13 protein-coding genes and 1 pseudogene are annotated in these 13,914 nt (G+C 63.5%); 8 read left to right on the top strand and 6 right to left on the bottom strand.

Going from position 1 to position 13,914, the window contains the following annotated elements; genetic code table 11:
- Positions 1–88: 88 nt before the first annotated feature.
- From ACIRRA_RS13460 to ACIRRA_RS13450, 3 genes are all read right to left on the bottom strand, one after another.
- Positions 89–436 carry an HNH endonuclease gene (locus ACIRRA_RS13460; protein ID WP_402767053.1) on the bottom strand — a complete coding sequence of 116 codons (348 nt, stop codon included), beginning with the start codon at positions 434–436 and terminating at the stop codon, positions 89–91.
- A 903-nt stretch (positions 437–1,339) separates the two neighbouring features.
- On the bottom strand, positions 1,340–1,813 hold the full coding sequence (locus ACIRRA_RS13455) for a hypothetical protein (protein ID WP_402767050.1): 474 nt from the start codon (positions 1,811–1,813) through the stop codon (positions 1,340–1,342).
- A 569-nt stretch (positions 1,814–2,382) separates the two neighbouring features.
- Positions 2,383–3,612, bottom strand: coding sequence for a TnsA endonuclease N-terminal domain-containing protein (locus ACIRRA_RS13450; RefSeq protein ID WP_402767048.1), 1,230 nt, complete (start codon positions 3,610–3,612; stop codon positions 2,383–2,385).
- 410 nt (positions 3,613–4,022) lie between these two features.
- Between ACIRRA_RS13450 and ACIRRA_RS13445 the strand changes: the two genes are divergently transcribed.
- From ACIRRA_RS13445 to ACIRRA_RS13435, 3 genes are all read left to right on the top strand, one after another.
- Entirely contained in the window at positions 4,023–5,486 is a 1,464-nt protein-coding gene (locus ACIRRA_RS13445) for a DNA cytosine methyltransferase (protein WP_402767046.1), read from the top strand.
- A 1-nt stretch (position 5,487) separates the two neighbouring features.
- Positions 5,488–6,111: a hypothetical protein gene (locus ACIRRA_RS13440; protein WP_402767043.1), complete on the top strand. Its 624-nt coding sequence runs from the start codon at positions 5,488–5,490 to the stop codon at positions 6,109–6,111.
- Positions 6,112–6,282: 171 nt separating this feature from the next.
- Positions 6,283–7,206: a serine protease gene (locus tag ACIRRA_RS13435; RefSeq protein WP_402767041.1), complete on the top strand. Its 924-nt coding sequence runs from the start codon at positions 6,283–6,285 to the stop codon at positions 7,204–7,206.
- A 276-nt stretch (positions 7,207–7,482) separates the two neighbouring features.
- Here the strand turns inward: ACIRRA_RS13435 and ACIRRA_RS13430 are convergent.
- Positions 7,483–7,686: pseudogene (locus ACIRRA_RS13430) on the bottom strand (hypothetical protein); the annotation flags it as partial.
- A gap of 505 nt (positions 7,687–8,191) precedes the next feature.
- Between ACIRRA_RS13430 and ACIRRA_RS13425 the strand changes: the two are divergent.
- A complete protein-coding gene (locus tag ACIRRA_RS13425; protein WP_402767038.1) occupies positions 8,192–9,316 on the top strand; it encodes a serine hydrolase domain-containing protein in 1,125 nt (374 codons plus the stop codon).
- Positions 9,317–10,246: 930 nt separating this feature from the next.
- On the opposite strand, the gene ACIRRA_RS13420 is transcribed toward ACIRRA_RS13425, so the two are convergent.
- Positions 10,247–10,432, bottom strand: a complete 186-nt coding sequence (locus ACIRRA_RS13420; protein ID WP_402767036.1) for a helix-turn-helix domain-containing protein — start codon at positions 10,430–10,432, stop codon at positions 10,247–10,249.
- Positions 10,433–11,142: 710 nt separating this feature from the next.
- Here ACIRRA_RS13420 and ACIRRA_RS13415 point away from each other — a divergent pair.
- The 4 genes from ACIRRA_RS13415 to ACIRRA_RS13400 all read left to right on the top strand — a co-directional run bounded on the left by ACIRRA_RS13415 (position 11,143) and on the right by ACIRRA_RS13400 (position 13,096).
- On the top strand, positions 11,143–11,472 hold the full coding sequence (locus tag ACIRRA_RS13415) for a DHCW motif cupin fold protein (RefSeq protein WP_402767033.1): 330 nt from the start codon (positions 11,143–11,145) through the stop codon (positions 11,470–11,472).
- A gap of 120 nt (positions 11,473–11,592) precedes the next feature.
- Positions 11,593–12,012 carry a DUF1330 domain-containing protein gene (locus ACIRRA_RS13410; RefSeq protein ID WP_402767031.1) on the top strand — a complete coding sequence of 140 codons (420 nt, stop codon included), beginning with the start codon at positions 11,593–11,595 and terminating at the stop codon, positions 12,010–12,012.
- A gap of 12 nt (positions 12,013–12,024) precedes the next feature.
- Positions 12,025–12,333 (top strand): DUF1330 domain-containing protein, encoded by a 309-nt coding sequence (locus ACIRRA_RS13405; RefSeq protein WP_402767028.1) that lies wholly within the window; start codon positions 12,025–12,027, stop codon positions 12,331–12,333.
- A gap of 175 nt (positions 12,334–12,508) precedes the next feature.
- Positions 12,509–13,096, top strand: coding sequence for a class I SAM-dependent methyltransferase (locus tag ACIRRA_RS13400; RefSeq protein ID WP_402767026.1), 588 nt, complete (start codon positions 12,509–12,511; stop codon positions 13,094–13,096).
- 115 nt (positions 13,097–13,211) lie between these two features.
- On the opposite strand, the gene ACIRRA_RS13395 is transcribed toward ACIRRA_RS13400, so the two are convergent.
- Positions 13,212–13,871, bottom strand: coding sequence for an SDR family NAD(P)-dependent oxidoreductase (locus ACIRRA_RS13395; RefSeq protein WP_402767023.1), 660 nt, complete (start codon positions 13,869–13,871; stop codon positions 13,212–13,214).
- Between the last annotated feature and the right edge of the window lie 43 nt (positions 13,872–13,914).

Raw genomic sequence — 13,914 nt, 5'->3', positions numbered from 1 at the left:
TGCCCGTGCCAATTGGAGGTTGGCACGGGCAGCGCTTCTCTCATTATGACAATCTGCGTAGGGCAACGATGGTGCGGTCGCGAGAAGATCACATACCGAACGGATGCGGACGTCCCGCCAGCGCCGCCGCCACGGCCTCTGGGTATGCCTCGACAACGAACGTGATCAGGTCCTCAACCCGTTGGCCCGCAAGTTGCGGTTTGACCCATACCTCAAGGTTCTCGATCCGGTTGTCGTCTCGGATCCCGTTCTTGTGATGGACGTTTTCGAACTCGGTGAGCTTCCGACCCAAGTGCTGCTCCATCACCCACCGGTGTTCATCCATCCTGCGTCCATCCGGCGTGGCGATCCGGACATAGCCTCGAACAATACTGCGCCCCTGGCCATTTGGCTTCTTCTTACGTCGCAGCGGACCGGGATCACCCGTATTGATCATCCGTGTGTAGTGCAGTCGACAGAATCCCCGGATGTACAGATTGTCCGTGCATCCCTCGACCCAGCATGTTCGACGAAGTGGAACCGCGGGCCCCGGATCCCCAGACTTGAGGGAACGCGCGTGGTGCATCGGGCAGAGCCCCTTTGCTATCGCACGAACGTCACAGCCCTTGACCTCGCATTGCTGGTTGGTGCCCCGTTTCCGTCTGTCAGAGATCGGAACGTATGACTCACGGAACCGCCTGTTGGCACGAGCCTTCTTGCATTCGGCAGAGCAGGTGTATGCCTTGCGCCCTCCGCGCTGTATGGGCTGCTGAAACGGCTTGCTGCATTCTGAACACGCAAGATCACGAAACTCGGTCAATCGATCCTCCAGAGAGGTATGGCTGAAACGATCGCTGAAGTCGGCGGGCATCTATGACCGTCGATGTCGCGGGAGTATGCCCGGTGGTACCGACAGCCATGTAGAAGCAAACTGGGCATTCCGCCTCCTCGGGCGTTGGCCCGGTGCGGTCTTCCCCTTGCGGCGCAGGGTCGTTCAACCACCCCTGCCCTGCGGCACCGCAGCCAACCCGCCCAACACCGACGACACCACGCCGGCCGCGGGGCGGGGGTGGTAGACCCGTCCGCGCCGCAAGGGAAAGACCGCACCAACACCGCACCACCCACGCCACCATCCACCGATCAGCGCCCGGAGTCTTCCCCGCAGCGGTGTCCGCCGGAGGCACATCCCTGATCAGTTCGGCCCAGCCAGATCAGCGTTGCGGGCCACGCGGCTACCGGCCAATCGTGCACGGTCGTACCGATTTTTGGCATCATTCAGCCAGCCACGGCGACCGGAACCAGCTCTGAAAAGCCCAGGAAAGAACCCTGAAAAATCCCTGAACCACCAGTCGGTCTGCTTTCAGGGCCAATGTTGCTGCTGACCTGCCGGTTTGAGTGGGTGGCCGTCTCCGTTCCCGAGGACACCAAACCCCCACATTCGTGTGAGTTTGGTGTCCTCGGGAACGGAGACGGAGGAGAGAGAAAAGCAGGTCAGCAGGAAGGAAGAGAGAAGAAGATCAAGAAGAGGAGAGGGAAAGAGAAGAGAAAGAACAATTGGTTTGGGTTGAGAGGTGGGTCGGGTGGAGTCCGTATGGGTTGGAAGGCGATGTAGGGCGATCAGTACATGCCATGGGAGACGCAGCCGCATGAAATGAGCAGTGTGAGAAGGGATCCCAGACAGCAGTGAGCCACTGTGCGTGAGCCCGCTGTGCCCAAAGTGGATGCTAATATCATGGATGGCGTTGCGAAGCAATAGGTTACGTGATGACATTTTTGTGATAGCCGAGAACCGTGGGCGGATGGTGTTGATCACGATCCAGGCGTTGTCGATCACGTAGACTCTGCTCCAGCGTTGGTGCCAACCAACGGGACTCGGCTTCCGGCCAAGGGATCTGCAGATGATCTACGGATCCTGTACGGGGTTTCGCGACCCCGGCCGTGATGGTCTCCCCAGCCGGGGCGGCACACGGATGCTTTGATTGGAAGCCGATCACGTGAAGCACAAGCATCATCGCAACAAACGCCCGAACCGATCACGAGGTCGGAGAAGGCGTGGGAAAGCGACAAAAACCTCGGTCAACCAGATGGTTGCCGAGGTTTCTGTGAGGGTGTCAGTGCCTGTACTTCTCGCCTTGCCTGCGTCGTACTGGCTACTGGTTCGCTAACCCACTAGTCAAGCGGGGCCTCCGACTGTCATCGGGGGCTCTGCTCATTTGACCAGGTAGTAAGTGGCTGGCCACTTCAGCTACGTGCACGACTATACCTCTGATTGGGTTACATATGACACCCAGCGTGCAGTGTGTCAATTCCACAGCGTCAGAACAGTTCGCGCAGGCGAAGGAGAATTTTGCCAGCGTTGGAGCAATCGACGGCGCGCCAGGGTTGGGGCATCGAGCGCGGTCGTTAGTGTGCGCGGAGCTGGAACGGGGTGCGGTCGAGACGCCAGCCGTGGCGGAGTACGAGAGTGGACAGGTCGAGATTGGTCAGACCGGTTTGTTCCTGGATCTGGACGATGTCGCCCCAGCGGGCGGGCCGCTGAGCCAGCAGTTGGGAAAGTTGTTGCTCGGCAACAGGGTCGACGGGTCGGGATCGGAGTTCGGCGATGCCGATGGATCCTTCGGTCCAGATGTGCCAGCCCCACCCGCGGTAGTGTGCGTATCGGCGCGCAGCGGCGAACTTGACCTGGTTGATGTGGAGCGCGAGATCGAACAATGGTTTGACCTCGACCAGGATCACCCGACCGTCCGCCAAAGTCACGACGACGTCGGGATAGTAGATCCTCGGATAGCCATGAAGCTCGTAGGGGACAGCGCAGGGTTGTTCACGGAACCAGGTGACGAGATCACTCGCGTCGAGCAAGCGCAGGAATCGAAGTTCGGACTCGGAATCATAGGCAACATGGCGGTCGACCTTGTCGAGGTAGAACACACCGCGGCCTTCATCGTCCACGTCGATTTGTCGCGCTGCCGTGGTCGGTGGCCGCTCCGGGGACCGATGATCATCTTCTGCGGGGTCGGGCCAGTCAACGGTGTCGAGCCAGCGTGAAATCCGCTTCGTGGCCCGCTGCTCCGGCGAACGTGATTGCTGGCGGCTCTCGCGTCGAAGGGCGGTCAACTGCTTCATGGTGAGGTCGCAGAGCCGACGGCGATCGTCGCTGAGATACCCCGCGACCGCCAATTTGATGGCGGTCATCTCCCGGGCCGGACAGTCTTCGCCGTGAGCGAGTGCCTCCATCGCCAAGATCTGCGCCAATGCCTCGTCGGTGTCGACGCTCTGGTAGACGTCGTTGAGCAAGGAGAAGAGCGGGTCTGCTGTCACGCGCGCTTTGCGTGCCACCTGGGTGACCGCTCGTTGCTGGAGTTGGCGAATGCGTTCCCGAGACAGGTTGTAGTGCGCGCCGATCTGTTCCAGAGTCTCAGGCGGGTCACCACGAAGGCCGAGTCGACGAGCGAGAATGGCCGCCTCGCGCGGGCGTTTGTGTCCGTAGCTCTCGATGAGGTTGATCAACCAGTCGCGGATCTGTTCTCCGCGAGACACCATCGCTGCGACATCGGGCGAAAGCTCGGCAGTGGGCACCAAATCGTCACGATCCGCGTTGGTATCGGGATCGGGATCGAAACCATCGGTAACCACGCGAACACCCACCCGGTGGAGCTGGGACGCCGGTCGAAGAGACTGGCGAGATTTCTATCGTAACGAAGGCATACGACGCAGGTCGCTGAATCGAATCAGCTTGTGCTGCAGCGGGAGTGAGTGCGCGCCGCATTGTAATCGCGCCGTCCCCGCGAGATTGTGATGGTCCGCGCCCGGCACGAACGAATTCCTTGTCGCCTTGGGTGGGCGAGTCCTGGCAGGTGAAACGGAATTCGTTCGTGCACGCCTTGGCGCGTCCCCTCACACTCGCGGTTCCTACGGCGCGAAGAGCAGGCGGAGCGGGCAGGCCCAGGGCCTGCCCGGGACGGGCACGGCGCGCACTCAACGCCTCCGTTCGGGTGGCCGGATTGACACCTAGGTGTCAACCAGACTTGGAAGAAGGACCACCGATGTTGACGGTGACCGATTTGTTCTGTGGTGCAGGCGGATCCAGCTCCGGCGCGGTGCTGGTGCCGGGGGTGCGGGTGCGAATGGCGACCAACCATTGGGCGCTGGCAATCGAAACCCACAACGCCAATCACCCTGACACCGACCATGATTGCGCGGACGTGTCGCAGGTGGACCCGCGCCGCTATCCGTGCACGGATCTGCTGTGGGCGTCGCCGGAGTGCACCAATCATTCTCAGGCGCGCGGGCGGCGGCGGAATATCGATTCGACCCCGGATCTGTTCGGGGAGATTCTGCCCGACGAGGCGGCCGAACGCAGCCGCGCGACGATGTGGGATGTGGTGCGGTTCACCGAGCATCACCGCTATCGCGGGGTGATCGTGGAGAACGTCGTCGACGCCGCCAAATGGGTGCTGTTCGGTGCCTGGCTGCATGCGATGGACGCCCTGGGCTACGAGCACCACACCGTGTACCTGAACTCGATGCACGCCCAGGCCGCCGGCGCGCCCGCCCCACAGTCGCGCGATCGCATGTATGTGGTGTTCTGGCGGCGCGGTGACCAACGCCCGGACCTGGATCGCTGGACCCGACCCCTGGCATGGTGCCCGCGCTGTGAACGTCCGGTGCGGGCGGTGCAGGCGTGGAAGAACCCCGATCAGCGGTGGGGCCGCTATCGCGCGCAGTACGTGTGGCGGTGCCCGAACATGGTGTGCCGCAACCATGTCGTCGAACCCGACTGGCTACCCGCCGCCACCGTGATCGACTGGAGCTTGCGGGGGCAGCGCATCGGCGACCGCGTGAAACCGCTGGCGGCCAAGACCATTGCCCGCATCGAGGCGGGACTGGCGAAGTTCTGTGCCCACCGGCCGACCGTCGAAGGCGATTCATACGTGGGGATGTTGGTGCCGACCGGCGGTACCTGGCGCGAGGGCGCGAGCTCGACCGCGTATCCGATGCCGACGCGTACCACCCGCGAAACCGATGCCCTGGTCGTCCCGGTCGAAGGCCGCGACGGGAAACACGCGCATCCGATTGGCGCACCGATGCGCACCATGACCACCCGTTCTGAGACCGGATTGTTGGTGCCTTACTACGGGCACGGCACCGCCCGCCCGACCGAGGTCCCGCACGGCACGGTGACCACCCGAGACCGGTGGGCGATGGTGATCCCGCTGCGCAACCACAACACCGCCAAGACCACCGCCGAACCCCTGGATACAGTGGCCGCCGCCGGAAACCATCACGCCTTGGCCACCCCGATCACGCCCGACATCGCGGACTGCGAGTTCCGAATGCTGGAGCCCTCGGAGATCAAGCAGGCCATGGCGTTCGAGGCCGGGTACATTATGCGCGGCACCCGCCGCGAACAAGTCCGCCTCGCAGGCAACGCCGTCACCCCACCGGCCGCGCGCGACCTTATCGCCGCCATCGCCGAGGCCCTGAGCCACGAGGTGACGGTGAGCTGACATGCCGTCGCCGAACACCGTCACGGCGCTATTGGTGGCCGCCCTCGAATCCTCCTGGGCGGCCATCCGCGCCAACCATCCCGACGTGCCCGAGGTAGTCCTGACCATCGGATCCGGCGCGACAGCAAAAGGATTGAACTACGGGCACTTCGCCCCGCACCGCTGGGTCCGGGGCGAGTACACGATCCATGAACTGTTCGTTGGCGGAGAGGGGCTCGACCGCGGCCCGGCCGACGTACTCGGCACCTTGCTGCACGAAGCCGCACACGGCGTCGCTACAACCCGTGGGATTAAAGACACCAGCCGCCAAGGCCGCTGGCACAACCAGCGATTTCGCGACCTCGGTCGAGAACTTGGCCTGACTCTCGCCCATGACGAGCACCTCGGCTGGTCGCTCACCACCGTGCCCGAACCGACTCGCCGAACCTACCAGCACGAACTCGACGAACTCGACCTTGCGCTCGTTGCCTATCGTCGGCGCGAGCCAGAAGGACGAGGAAAGGGCAGTAGCAACGGCGTTGCCGCGGCGTGCGGATGCGGCCGACGGATCCGGGTTGCGATTGGAACCTTCGCGATCGGCCCGATTACGTGTGGTCTATGCCAATCGAGCTTTGAGAGTGAGTGATCATGTCGTCCCCGAGGGATATCGTTGTCGGTCGTGACGAGTACGGGCACTGGGACGGCACCTGATCCGCAACCAGGTCGATACAGCCGACCCGACCTTCAGACGCGCGTAACGGTAGCGGAGCTGGCCCACCGGTTTTTCGGTCTTGCCCGGACCCGGGAGTGGGCCGAGATGGCGGGTGCACCTTATAGCGAGGACAAGATTCTTCCCTGGACGGTTGCTCATTTTCAGACCTTCTTGGGGAAGGTGGACCTGTTGGTAGCGCTCGGGGAGGTCACCCGCATCCTAGCGGCAATGGAGAACGTCGGTCTTCTTCTCCCAGGCGGGTTCGACCTACGGTTTCCCCTTGCTGGTCAGATCTATGTCGCCAATGGCGTGCCCACTCTGCAGGCAAAGGGGGACGGAAGGCTATGGCTGTCAGAGGTTTTCGGCGCAGAAATGATCATTCCGCTCTACCGTGCCGTGACTCCGCAGATTACCGGCTACCCTGCCGGCGCTAATGCTAATCAGCAATGGGGCACTGGACTGATACTTGACAGTTCGCACGTACTGACCAACAGGCACGTTGTAGAGGGTATGAAACGGGATATCGGGATGATCTGTGCGGTCCAGCCTTTCAATGCGGCCGCGAAATCCGCCATACATGTGCACTCTGAACTGGACGTCGCAGTAATAGAGATGGAGTTCGCGGACAGCGGCACGGGTCTCCAACCCCTGCCCGGCATGGTGTTCCGAGATCCGACATGGGCTGATGAGACCTACGTGTTTGGCTACCCGCGCGTTCCGATGACCACCCAGATGACGATCACTGTCCAACGAGGCGAGGTAGTCAACCCGTCGTCCGAATCCATGCCGACGCGGGATCCGATCTTTCTGTATTCCGCCATCGCACGGCCGGGCAACAGCGGGGGGCCCATTGTCGCTGGCGACGGCCGAGTCATCGGAATGGTCGTCGAAGATAGCTCCGAAACCCACGCAAGCAACGGAGCCCCTGTTGCTGCTCCGTTCTATCGTGGTATTCCCTCGACAACAATTCTGCGGGCCTTGGATGACCTCGGTTTTGGCGGGATAGCACAGCTTGAGACCTGGGACTAGGGGTGGCTCCGCTAGTGAAACCGACCGTGGGTTCTGGGCTCACGTGATCCACTAAAGCAAGATCAACGGAACGTTGTTGAAGACCAATGTATTTCGCGATAATGTAGATCGCTAAGCGCTGTTTTTGCAGGTCAGGACACTGTTCTGCTTCTTTGATCTCATAATCCATTGGTCGCGGGTTCGAGCCCCGCCCGCCCCGCAAACCCACTTTCACCTGCGGATACTCCGCCCGGTCTGTCGAGCCGTTCCGGTACAAAGCACCTGCAGCCCGATGCATCAGAAGAACTTGTTCCGGTCCCGGCCGATGACGCGTTTGCGCGCTTTCATGAACGTGGTGAAGATGCCGGATCGATCGGACTTGCGCGCAACGAAAGTCGGAGACTCGGCACCCCGCGCCTTCGGTAGGTAGGGCTGCATCGCGCAGACCTGTGAATCTATGATCGTGATATTAAATCGAATGAGCTCATCGAGACGTGAACTTCCAACCTGCCTACGCTGTCGCGAGCTGTTTGTTTTCGAATCCGATCAAGTGCTCTGATATCCGCCAGCAGTAAGCTCGCCCGCGCCGACAAGGCCCGTCCAGTGATCCGATGGATGGCCTTGCGCCATGTCTGGCCGCCGCGCCAGCGACAGCGGGGCATGGTCCTCCAAGAGGAATCTTGGAATACTCGACACCGAGCGGCACGCCCGGATTGCATTCGGCTGAACCTATTCAGCCCGTTGTCCGCCCTGGCGCTGTCGGGCGCGATAGCCTCGAGCTATGGGTCGCATCTACAGATTCCTGGCCGGAACTGCGGCGATATCAATGGTCGCTGGGAGCGTTTTCGCCGGGGGTGCGCAGGCCGCGCCCGCCGAGCAGCTGTCGTGTGAGGTGTCGTCCGGGCGGGACCCGGAACGGGCGGCTCCGGAACAGGTTGGACTGGATTCAGGACTGCTCGCGGACGCCTTGACGTTCGCCCGTGGGCGTAATCGGTTGAATGTGCAGGTGTTCCGGCACAACTGCCTGATCGGTGAGGGGCCGACGAACGAGGAGACCGGCAATGTCGCGTGGAATATCTGGAGTGCGACGAAGAGCGTTGTCTCCCTGCTCGCCGGAATAGCCTGGGATCAGGGGAAACTCGATCTCGAGGCGCCGATCGATCGGTATCTGCCGCCCGGACTCGGTGATGAGCAGCATCGGTCGATCACGGTGGAGAATCTGCTGACCGAATCGTCCGGCCTGGCGGCGGATATACTTACCGAGGGTATCACCGGGGTGATTACGATCGATCCGAATGCTGCCGTGCAGGCGCTCGGGGTGCCGTTGAACAATCCGCCGGGTGCGGTATTCAGCTACAGCGAGCGCGATGTCGATCTGCTCGCCTATGTCATCGAGTTGGCCGTCGGTGAGCCATTGCAGCAGTTTGCGCAGCGTGAGCTTTTCAATCCGCTCGGCATCGAACGCGGTGATTATTACTGGGCGCGCGATCGCGCCGGGCACACCTACGGATATGCCCATCTGATGATCCCGCCGAACGATTTGGCGAAGCTCGGTCTGCTGATCAGCAATAACGGGCGCTGGGGCACACAGCAACTCGTCTCCGAGACTTATCTGCGCATGGCACGCCAGCCGTCACCCGCGAACAAGTGCTTTGGCTACCTGCTCTGGATCGGCCTCGGATGCGAAGAGTCCCAGGACTTCCAGCCCGCTGACGTGTATTTCATGGTCGGACTCGGCATGCAGAACGTCTTCATCGTGCCGAGTCTGGATTTGACGGTGATGTGGACCGGAGTCTTCGGAAGTGTCAGCAACCAGGGTATTGAGGAGGCTCTGGAGGACACTGCGGAGCTGCCGCACGAATTCTTCCGCAGATTGTTCGCGGCATTTCAAGACCCTCTGGTGCCCGATCCCGGTCCGTATGTCGAACCGCCGCTGCGCGCGGATTCGAGCCGGGACGTGGATACGGATCTGCTGATCGCGGTCTTCGGCGTCGGGCCCGCGGCATACCCGGGCTGCAATGTCTTCAGCTGCCTGAACTACCCGTTGGCACCGCCGTTCGCGGATACCCCGCCGGGCTGCGTCATTCAAGCCTGCCTCGGTCCGGACCCGCGCACGCCCGGCATCCGCTAAATCACATGCCGAAGAAAGGGACGAGTCACCGGCCCGATCCGTGTTCGGGGGCGTTCGGCTGCACGGCCGGACCGGTCACGGCGCAATGCGGCAGGCCGGTCGCGGCCGGAGACCGGATCGACGTTCGCAGCAACCCGTCTGGGCATGCTCAGCTCTGACGCCTCACGCATCAGGGCTGTCCGCCTCAGTCGGCTCCGGTAACCCGCCTGTCGGCAAGCAGGACCGCAGTAGCGCGGTTACGCGATGACGCCCACGCGACGCTACTCATTGGATGTCGACGCACGCACCAGGAACCGCACACGGGACACGGTCGCTGCCACGCCGGCGCCACCAACGACGATCGCTATGGACCCCCACTCGGGGATCACTCCGAGAACCTTTAACGCCACGCCACAAGCCACGATGGGGACATAGACGAGCAACATCAGGCCGAGTACTTGTCGCCTCCAGCCCCGCCGCTGTGGCCATCTCCCTAGCGTCGCATCGAAGACGTTGACGCGGCCCAACCGGGACCGCCCTCCCGACCGGACACGAGCGACCGCGACCGCGATCCAGACCATCAGCCAGAAGACCACCGTGATGGCTATCCCTAAAAGCGGTCCGCCTGCGTAACCCCAAAACGTGTTCAAGCCTGCCCTCCTCGCCGTCGAACACCGAGCCCAGCCAGGCGGCCGCTGCCCACGCTGCCGCATCCCCTTCCTGACCCGACGCTAGAAGATCCCGCGCGCCCGCACCCGCTGACGCGCCGACACGCTGGTTCGCCGGTAGAACAGGACCCTGCATCCTGCATGCAGACAGGACGCCCGCGAAAGTACTGCAGCTCGGCCTGTCGGCAGGCGGCCTACCATCTGCGCAAGCGGCGTCAGTCCAGCAATCAGGAGAATTGAGTTGCTACACGGCTTCTCGGTCTACTGCCAGCCCCGGGTAGCCCTACGTCTCGAGTGCGCGGGACGGCAGCAGCTCGTCGTACTCGCCCACGTCCGTCAGCGGCGGATCCTCCCCGGCACCGAGTTGGCCTCGGCCCGTGCCGATCTCGGGGACGTACTGGTAGATCGTGGACCGTGAGACCCCGAGCAGCCGGGCGATGGAGGACACCGATTCATCAGGCCGGGTCAATAGGGCGAGGGTGTGGCGGTCGACCCCGGCACCCACACCGTCTACGCCGCCAACATGGACGGCGATTCGGTGTCGGTGATCGAGCCGCAGGGCTGACTCGGGTGAAAGACGTTCTGTGCGTTGGTGTCTGGACGTGGGGAACGTCCTCCTATCGCATCGACAGTGAGGCCGCCGAACGTCCGGTGAGCCAGAATACGATCAGTCCGCACGGTTCTCACCGTCATCATCGCCACCATGTTCCGGCGCAGTCGAGGGGCTCCGAGCCGGGGGAGTCCGCGGCTGCTTGTCGTCGGGTTGCCCAGCCGTGCAGCGATTTGCGGAGTGAATGCCGAACGAATGCACACTGACGCGCGAAGGCCGCCCATCGTCGTGCCCGACTCGGGGACAAGTTGTAGGGGAGACCGATCCAGTTGATCAAGTTTTGGGCGACGCGACTCGCGATGCACTGCTCCGCGCCGCCGATGGGCTGTCACAAGGCTTAGTCGTCGTATCCGGCTTTCCTGCGGCCGGAAAGTCGAGCGTATCCAGGTGGCTGGCACTGCAATTCGGCGCATTGGTCATGGACAAGGACTCGTTCCGTCGGCTCTCGAACAGGCGGTGATGTCCGAGCTGACCGGCAACCGGCAATCGAGTCTTCGTGGCTTGATTCGTCCGATCAACCGGGGCCGTGAGACTTCGGGAGGAGTCCGATGGGTGTGTAACGTGATCGCATGAATCTCTGTGGCTTCCCGTTCACCGCGACTGATTGGAACGCCATCCCCGAGGAGAGCAAGCCCGGCGAGAGCGGTGAGGTGCGCAGCCGCGTCCAGTACTTCGGCGAAGCCCGCGTCCGCCGGGTGGAGTACAGCCCCGGCTACGTCGCCGATCACTGGTGCCGCAAAGGCCACATACTGTTCGTACTCGGCGGCGAACTGGTGACGACGCTCGAGGACGGCCGGGTCGTCGTCACACGGCAGGGCGGAAGCTACCAGGTGGCCGATGATGCTGAGGCCCATCGGTCCAGCGCGCCGAACGGTGCCAGTCTCCTGATCATCGATTGATCTCGATCCGTTCCGAGCAAGCTCGGCTACCGAGGACGCCGTCGGCATGATCACCGTCGGCGGCCGGGCAGCGCGGGAACGGCCGCGTGCGGTCGGCCGGGATACCGAGCCGGATCAGTTGTGGCCGAGTCGATCCCAAACCCTGCCCTTCTGGGCAAGGCCAAGCCCAGTGTCAGTTATGTTGACACCGAACCGGCCGCACGCCTGTTGCGGGCGGCCGGTCACCCCGAGAAGAAGGAGTATCCGATGGCGGTGTACGCCCTGGCTCAGCTCACGATCACGGACCGGGAGTCCTACGGGCGCTATCAGGCCCGGTTCATGGACGTACTCCGCCGATTCGACGGCCAGTTACTCGCCGCCGACGAACACCCTCACGTCGAGGAGGGTGAATGGGGCCACGACAAGGTGGTTCTGCTGGAGTTCCCTGACACAGCGGCCTTCCGCCTCTGGGCCGATTCCACGGAATACCAGGACATCGCCATAGATAGAAAGGCCGGGTCGCACGGCTCCGTGCTCCTCGTCCGCGGCGTTGGTAACTGAAGGCAGGAAGCCATGACCGCTTTGCTGATCCTGAACTACGACGTGACCGATCCACAGCGCTTGGACGTCTACCGCGAGGCTGCGGCGCCGGTGCTCCTGGGACCCGACAGAGGTGAGCTCCTGGCCAGCACCGATAAGACAGTTCATCTCGGCGAGGGAGGCGGGTCCGCGGGTGGCACCCACACCGTCGTGCTCCGTTTCCGCGACATCGAGCAGGCGCGTGCGGTCTACGACTCGGCTGACTACCAGGACCTGTTGGACGAGCGGCTCGCCGCCACCGTGCCCTTCGCGGCCATGATCGTCCCCGAACTCCGGCCCTGAGGCTCCTTACGAGCCCTCGAAGCTGGACCGGCTTCTCTACGTCGTCTTCGGCGACGATGACGCGATGACTTACACAAGCCAGGTCATCTGGATCCTTCACGACTTGCTGATCGGCACGCTGGGAGCGATCGTGTTCGACCCGCAGCAGAACGATCTACCCAGGTAAGGCACGATCATGGACCTTCAGACTCTCAGTTCGTACGACAGCGAAGCCGAGGCGTACGCCGAGGACTGGCATACCCAGCCCACTCCCAGTGACCTGCAGGCGCTGGTACGCAAGTTCTTTCGCCCCGGCCCTACCGCGGACGTCGGTTGCGGTGCCGGGCGTGACGCTGCATGGCTGGCCTCGCAAGGGTTCACGACAGTCGGGTTCGACCCGTCCGAAGGACTGCTGGCCGAGGCGAGAAAGCGGCATCCCAGCGTCACCTTCCGCAACGCCGCTCTTCCCAACCTGGCGGGGGTCGAGGCAGGGAGCTTCACCAACGTGCTCTGCGAAACGGTCATCATGCACCTCGACCCGGCCCTGCTCCGGGCATCCCTCCAGCGGTTGACGGACGTCCTGGCCCCCGGTGGAACCCTCTACCTGAGCTGGCGCGTCGTCGAGAACAGCCACCGAGACGGAAACGGGCGTCTATACACCCCGGTAGACCGTGCAGTGGTCCGGCGAGGTCTGGACGGAACCGAGCTGCTACTGGATGAGGAATCGACCAGCGCGTCCTCGGGGAAGACGGTCCACCGCCTAGTGGTTCGGAGAATCGGCTGACCAGCCCCGACCGGTTCTTGCGGCGGGAAGAACCTCCCCGCGTGGCCCCGGCTGATCCGAGGCGCCGCGCTGCGTTTTTCGGCGGTTGATACCGGGACGCCTACAGGCCCGCCGTTCAGACCGGGGTCGAGCCCGTGTGCACGACCTCCTGCTGCCACCGGTCCTTCGGCTGCTGATGCAACCTCCAGTAGTGCTCGGCGACGAGATCGGGGTCGGAGTCGGTGCCGGGCACCATGTGGCAGTCGACGATGACGGTGGCGACGTGGACCCCGCCCGGCCGGTACTCCTGGTCGAGCAGCGCGGTCAGCGCCCGGAGTCCGGCCTTGCCGAGGGACAGGCTGGCGTAGCGGGCGTCGGGGAGCGGCATGCCGCCGGTGAGCAGGATCGTGCCGCCGCCGCGCCCGGCCATCGCCGGCGCGAGGTGGTCGGCGGCGTCCATCGCGCCGAGCACGTTCACCTCCCAGGCGCGCAGGTGCTGTTCGCGGCTCAGCTCGCCGGGCCGGTCGCGCTGGATGATCGCGGCGTTGTAGACCAGCACGTCCGGCACCCCGTGGGCGTCCACCGCCGTGTCGAGGGCGGCTCGCAGGGCCGGACCGTCGGTGGCGTCGGCGCGCAGGGCCACGGCCTTCCCGCCGTCCGTTTCGATCGCCGCCGCCAGATCCGCCACCCCCGCGCCTCGGGCGATCAGCGCGACCGGCACGCCCTCGCGAGTGAACCGGCGCGCCACCGCGGCCGCCAGACCCGGACCCGCACCGATGATGACCGCTCCTGACATGGGAATCTCCTTCCGTCGCCCCGTGTTGGACGCCACGACGTTA

It is taken from the genome of Nocardia sp. NPDC101769 (assembly GCF_044766925.1).
GTDB lineage: Bacteria > Actinomycetota > Actinomycetes > Mycobacteriales > Mycobacteriaceae > Nocardia.
The sequence above is the reverse complement of the archived record's forward strand: the minus strand, read 5'-3'. Positions and strand labels throughout refer to the sequence as shown.

Bases quoted from the DNA above. Each gene is read 5' to 3' on its own strand.
- ACIRRA_RS13460 (WP_402767053.1), bottom strand. From the start codon at position 436: ATGATCAATACGGGTGATCCCGGTCCGCTGCGACGTAAGAAGAAGCCA.
- ACIRRA_RS13445 (WP_402767046.1), top strand. From the start codon at position 4,023: ATGTTGACGGTGACCGATTTGTTCTGTGGTGCAGGCGGATCCAGCTCC.
- ACIRRA_RS13440 (WP_402767043.1), top strand. From the start codon at position 5,488: ATGCCGTCGCCGAACACCGTCACGGCGCTATTGGTGGCCGCCCTCGAA.
- ACIRRA_RS13435 (WP_402767041.1), top strand. From the start codon at position 6,283: ATGGCGGGTGCACCTTATAGCGAGGACAAGATTCTTCCCTGGACGGTT.
- ACIRRA_RS13415 (WP_402767033.1), top strand. From the start codon at position 11,143: ATGAATCTCTGTGGCTTCCCGTTCACCGCGACTGATTGGAACGCCATC.
- ACIRRA_RS13405 (WP_402767028.1), top strand. From the start codon at position 12,025: ATGACCGCTTTGCTGATCCTGAACTACGACGTGACCGATCCACAGCGC.
- ACIRRA_RS13400 (WP_402767026.1), top strand. From the start codon at position 12,509: ATGGACCTTCAGACTCTCAGTTCGTACGACAGCGAAGCCGAGGCGTAC.
- ACIRRA_RS13395 (WP_402767023.1), bottom strand. From the start codon at position 13,871: ATGTCAGGAGCGGTCATCATCGGTGCGGGTCCGGGTCTGGCGGCCGCG.